This window comes from Streptomyces sp. OfavH-34-F (assembly GCF_022347745.1).
GTDB lineage: Bacteria > Actinomycetota > Actinomycetes > Streptomycetales > Streptomycetaceae > Streptomyces.
Window position 1 is genome coordinate 1 of the sequence record NZ_JAKRGC010000377.1, and the last position, 5,499, is coordinate 5,499.

Here is a 5,499-nt window from a genome sequence, read left to right on the forward strand (position 1 = left end):
AGCATGGGTGCAGCCGGTCGTACTGCTGCCCGCCGCGCTTCCGGGTGCCGTGCCCGTGGGCACGTCGTCGCTGCGGATCAGCACGGGCGGCGAAGTCCTGTCGTGGCCGCTCGACTTCGGCTCGCCCGGCAGCACCGGCCGTATGACCGCCGCCAACACCGGCAACGCGGACACGCACCCGGTGATCGAGTTCCGGGGCCCGGTCACCGCACCGAGCCTCACGAACACGACGACCGGCGACGTCCTCGAATACGACCTCCCGCTCGCGGCCGGCGACCGCCTGGTCGTCGACACCCACGCCGGGACAGTCACGCTCAACGGCACCGCCTCGCGGCTCCACACCGCGTCAGCTAGATCGGTCCCCGAGCAGACGTTCACCCTCGCCCCCGGCACCACCCCCCTCATGTTCCGCGCCGCGCCCGGCAGCACCGACCCGGCCGCGTCCGTCGTCGTGCGCTACCGCGCCGCCTACTGGTAAGGAGTCCCCGCCGTGACCGTGCGCCCCGCATGGCTACTGCCCCTGGGGCAGACGAGAGAAGACACCCGCCTCGCCCCCATCGGCACATGGTCGCCCGAGGACGAGATACGGACCCGCGACGGAGTGATCCCCGGCGGGAACCCGTTCGCCGCGACGAGCGCCGGCGCCATGTCCCTACAGATCGGCGTCGGCCGCTCCGCCGTACAAGGCACGACCGCACAGGGCGCGTACCCCGTCGCCGTCGACGCCCCCGAGACCGTCACGTTCACCGACGGGAATGCACAGTTCGACCGAATCGACAGCGTGATCGTGCGCGTATACGACGGCCTGTTCGACGAGAGCGAGCAGCCCCTCGCCCGCATCGAGATCGTCGAAGGCGAGCCGGTCGCCACCCCCACCGCGCCGGACCTTCCCCCCTGCTCGCTGCGGCTGTGGGACGTCACCGTGCCTGCCGGGGCGTCCGCAGGCGTCGGCGGCATCGACTGGGGGTCCGCGCTCACCGACCGCCGCCGCTACACCACCGCGGCCGGCGGCATTATCCCCACCGGGGCCGGGGCCGACCTGCCAGGCGCCTACGACGGCCAGTACCGCGACGCCGACGGAGTCCTCGAACGCTGGAACGCCGAAGATGCCACGTGGGAGACCTACCGGGCGCCCGACCGCGCCCCCGACACCATCAGCGGCGGCCTGGTCGTCGCGTCCGGCTGGTCCCTGGACAGTTTCAACGCCCGCCGCCGGGGCGGAGTCGTGCAAATCATCGGCTACTTCGTCCGGACCGGCGCGACCCTCCCCGCGAACCCCAACCTGGGCGACACCCTGATCGCCACACTGCCGACCGGATGGCGCCCGGTGATCATGCTCGAAGCCCTGTGCTCGAACGGGTACGGATTCGGGGCCGCCGCGATCGGCCTCGACGGGAAAATCACCGTCCGGTCGTGGGCGAGCGGCGAGAACACCGCCGGAATCGAGAAGGACACGACCGTACGCGTCTCCGCCACCTTCGTACAGTAGAGGGGGGCCCGTGCAGACCCCGTACCGGTTCCTGTTCACCGACCTGCGCAGCGACCAGCCCATCGACACCCTGCCCGTGCAGGGCGTCACCCTCGACGACTACATAGGCAAGGTGGGCCGCCTCACCGGCAACGTGCCCATCCCGAACGCGGAGATCGCCGCGCGGGCCCGCCGCGCCCTGGTGCCCGGCCGCACGGGCGTATGGGTCGAGCGTGGGCGCGAGATTTGGTGGGGCGGCATCCTGTGGACGCTGCGCCTCGCCTCGACGCAGCGCGGGTTCCTCACCGCGCAGATTCAGTGCGGCGGGTGGGAGTCCTATCTCTACCGGCGCGAGCTGCGCGACACCCAGCTCGCCCAGGGCGTCGACCAGTTCGACATTGTGCGCGGCCTGGTCGACTACGTGCAGTCGACGCCCGGCGGCGACATCGGTATCACGTACGCCGACGGCGAGCCGTCCGGCGTACTGCGCGACCGCGTTTTCTCCCGCTACGACCTCCCGAAGATCGGCGACCTGATCGACCAGCTCGCCGCCGTCGAGCGCGGGTTCGAGTGGCGGATATCGAGCTACCGGGACACCACCGGGCGCCGCGTCAAGGCTTTGGTGCTGGGGCATCCCATCATCCGGGGCGGCACGTCCGAGACCGTGCTCGATCACCCCGGCCCCGTCCTGACCTACACGTGGCCGCACGACGCATCCGGCCTCGCGAACGGGTGGCAGTCGCGCGGCGCGAGCATCAACACCAACCAGGCCGTCGACTCCGTGCCGCTCATGTCCGAGCGCCTGGTCGCCGACGACGACATAGCCGCCGGTTGGCCGCACCTCGACGGGAGCAGCGACCACACCACCGTTGAGCAACAGGCCACCCTCGACGCGCACGCGCGCGCCGACTGGACGGCCGCCCGACGCCCCGTGCAGATCCCCGAAGTCGAGGTACTGCTCGGCGGGAACGTCACCCCGGCCTTGCTCGGCTCGACAGTCCGTCTCCGTATCCGCGACCTGTGGCACCCCGACGTCCTCGACGCCCGGTACCGCGTCGTCGGCCTGTCCATCAACCCGCCCGAACGCGGCCGGCCGGAAACGGCCCGCCTGTACCTGGAGGTCCCCGACTGATGGCGTACGTCCCGCAAGACCTGCTTGACCGCGTTGCTGCTCTTGAGCGCGAGGTGCGCACGCTGCGCGGCCGGGCGCAGATGCGCCCCGCCCTTAACGAGATCCTGGGCGGCGACGTCCGGACCGGCGAGGGGGGCCGCCTGATCTGCGAGGCACCGGGAGGCAACCGGGTCTTCATGACCGGCCAGACCCCCGAAGGCGACTGGGCGGTCGGGCTTGGCCGGTCCACCGACGGCACGGTCGCCCTGACCGTCGGCGACGAGTACAACGGGTCGGGCGCCGGCCAGATGATCCGCACATGGTCGCGGTCCGGCGAGGTCATCATGATGGACGACGCGCACTGCGACTGGATGCTCGGCCGCCCGTGGCTCCCCTTCCCCCTGTACCCGACCGCGATACAGGGGTACGAAGGCGGTACCGCCTGGGGGTACGCGTGGGTCGGCCGGGGCCCGGCACAGAACGCCGTCCTGGTCCTGCGGTTCTCGACGATCAGCTCGACCGGCGGCGAGGTCCGCGTGAGCTACGTACGGGGCAGCAAAACGCGCGTGCTCGGCACCTGGACCATCCCCGGCGGCTCGACGTGGGTCGACCGCACCATCGTGCAGCCCCTCGACGAGGCCGCCCGCGGCGAAGAGGTTTCGATCCAGATCGAGCACCGCAACAGCGCATCCGGCGGAGCGATCGAAACCAGGGTGTTCGCCTGCTACACCCGCAACACCTTCGACGCCGGCGAGGTCCCCACCGCGCCGCCCGCCGCAGTCACCACCGAGGCCGCCGCCGACACCACCCCCACCAACAGGGAGGCGTGACATGCTGCCCGAAGGCATCCCCACCGTCACCGTCACCGGCCGTTTCCTGGTCCCCGACGGCCGGCCCCTCGCCGGACAGGTCGTCTTCCGCGGCCCCGGCATGGTCACCTTCGGCGAGTTCGACGTCATCCTCGGCGGCGCCGTCACCGTCCCGCTCGACGCGACCGGAGCGTTCGAGGTCGAGCTACCGGCCACCGACGCGCCCGGCATGAACCCGACCGGCTGGTCGTACTCCGTCGCCGAACAGCTCACGGGCGTGCCCATGAGCCGGACGTACCAAATCCTGCTGCCCGCGGACACCCCGGCCGTCGACCTCGCCGACCTCGCACCGACCGACCCGACGACCCCGAACTACGTTGCCGTACGCGGCGACTCCGCGTACGAGGTCGCCGTCGAGGCCGGATTCGTTGGCACCGTTGACCAGTGGCTCATGTCCCTGACCGGCGCCCAGGGCCCCAAGGGCGACCCCGGCGACCAGGGCCCCCAGGGCGACCAAGGACCCCAGGGCCCCAAGGGCGACCAGGGCGCCCAGGGCGCGCCCGGCGTCGTGCAGTCCGTCAACGGCCAGGCCGTCGCCGACGTCGTCCTCGACGCCGCCGCCGTCGGCGCCTTCCCCGCCACCGGGGGCACGGTCACCGGCGAGGTCACCGCGACCGGCGGCCTGCGAGTCAACACCGACGCAAGCACGAACGCCATCATCACGGACAGTGCCGCAGGGTCCGGGGCTCGCATCGCGGTAATGCGCGTGGGCGGCGCGACGAAGTTCTCGCTCAACCAGTTCGGCGAGCTGACCCTCGCAGGCGGCCTGATCAGCGCAGGCCGCACGCTCGTAGACAACGCAGGCGCACTCAAGATCACCGCTGCCGACGTCGGGGCCCTCCCCACCACCGCGCGGGGCGCAGCGGGCGGCGTGGCCAGCCTCGACGCCGAGTCCCGCGTCCCCCTGGCGCAGCTCCCCATTCAGTACGCCTACAAGAGCGCCGACACCTCCCGGACGGACACGGCCGGCACCGCCTCGGACCCGCACCTGACTTTCCCGGCCGCAGCGAACGCGAAGTATCTGGTCGAGGCCGTCGTCGGGTGGGAGAACGGCGGAGGTGGCTTCCGCGTCGACTGGGGCGTGCCGTCGGGCTCAACGATGCTGTGGGTCGACAACGACGGCAGCGTCGCCCCCTCGCCAGGCGCCGACCTCACGTTCAACGTCACCGTGGGCACCACGCTCAAGGGCTTGCTGGTCACCGCCGGGTCCGCCGGGTCGCTCACCGTCCGATGGGCCCAGGCCACCGCCAACGCCGCCGCTACCACGCTCAAGGCCGGGTCCTACCTCACCGCGACCCGCGTCGCCTGACCCACCCCCACCCGCACGCCCCGCGCACCGCGCCGGGGCGTTTTCTCATGTCTGGAGACACCCCGACCATGTCCGTCCACATCATCAGCCGCGCCGAGTGGGGCGCCCAGCCGTGGGACCGCGACCCGAGCAGCGACGGCCCCGCCTACGTGCCACTGAGCAGCCGCACAGAGTGGTTCGTCCACTACGACGGAGCGCACCACATCACGGCGACCGGCGCCGCCGTTCCCCGCGCCATCGACCGCCAGCACCAGGCGCAGGGCTGGGCCGGTATCGGCTACAACTTCGTCGTCGACCAGGCGGGCAACGCCTACGAGGGCCGGGGCTGGACCAGGCAGGGCGCGCACTGCCCAGGCCACAACGTGACCGGCCTGTCCGTACAGATCGCCGTCGGCGGCGACCAGCACCCGAGCGAGGCCGCCCTCGCCACGGCCCGCGCCCTGTACGACGAGGCGTGCCAGCGCACCGGCCGCACCCTCGCGCCGCGAGGACACCGCGACGGCATCGCCACCGAGTGCCCCGGCGACATTCTGTACGCGTGGGTCGAGGCCGGGATGCCCGCCAAGGGATACGCCCCGACCGCGCCACCCCGCACGCCCGCCCGCTACCAGGTCACCATCAACGGCCTGCCGTACGGCTACGGGGCGCACGGCTCGCACGTGACCCGCGTCGGCGAGGCCCTGGTCGCCGCCGGGCACGGCGACGCGTACGCCGTCGGCCCCGGCCCGGACTGGACCGACGC

General features: G+C 72.2%; 5 protein-coding genes and 1 pseudogene. All 6 read left to right on the plus strand.

The window, feature by feature from the left end:
* Positions 1-478: pseudogene (locus MHW47_RS31355) on the plus strand (phage tail domain-containing protein); the annotation flags it as partial.
* Between the two features lie 12 nt (positions 479-490).
* A complete protein-coding gene (locus MHW47_RS31360; protein WP_239227260.1) occupies positions 491-1,489 on the plus strand; it encodes a hypothetical protein in 999 nt (332 codons plus the stop codon).
* Positions 1,490-1,499: 10 nt separating this feature from the next.
* Positions 1,500-2,600: a hypothetical protein gene (locus tag MHW47_RS31365; protein WP_239227261.1), complete on the plus strand. Its 1,101-nt coding sequence runs from the start codon at positions 1,500-1,502 to the stop codon at positions 2,598-2,600.
* Positions 2,600-3,409 (plus strand): hypothetical protein, encoded by an 810-nt coding sequence (locus MHW47_RS31370; protein ID WP_239227262.1) that lies wholly within the window; start codon positions 2,600-2,602, stop codon positions 3,407-3,409. The genes MHW47_RS31365 and MHW47_RS31370 overlap by 1 nt, the downstream gene beginning before the upstream one ends.
* Before the next feature lies 1 nt (position 3,410).
* Positions 3,411-4,757 (plus strand): collagen-like protein, encoded by a 1,347-nt coding sequence (locus MHW47_RS31375; RefSeq protein WP_239227263.1) that lies wholly within the window; start codon positions 3,411-3,413, stop codon positions 4,755-4,757.
* Between the two features lie 47 nt (positions 4,758-4,804).
* A partial coding sequence (locus tag MHW47_RS31380; RefSeq protein ID WP_239227264.1) for an N-acetylmuramoyl-L-alanine amidase occupies positions 4,805-5,499 on the plus strand: 695 nt, incomplete at its 3' end.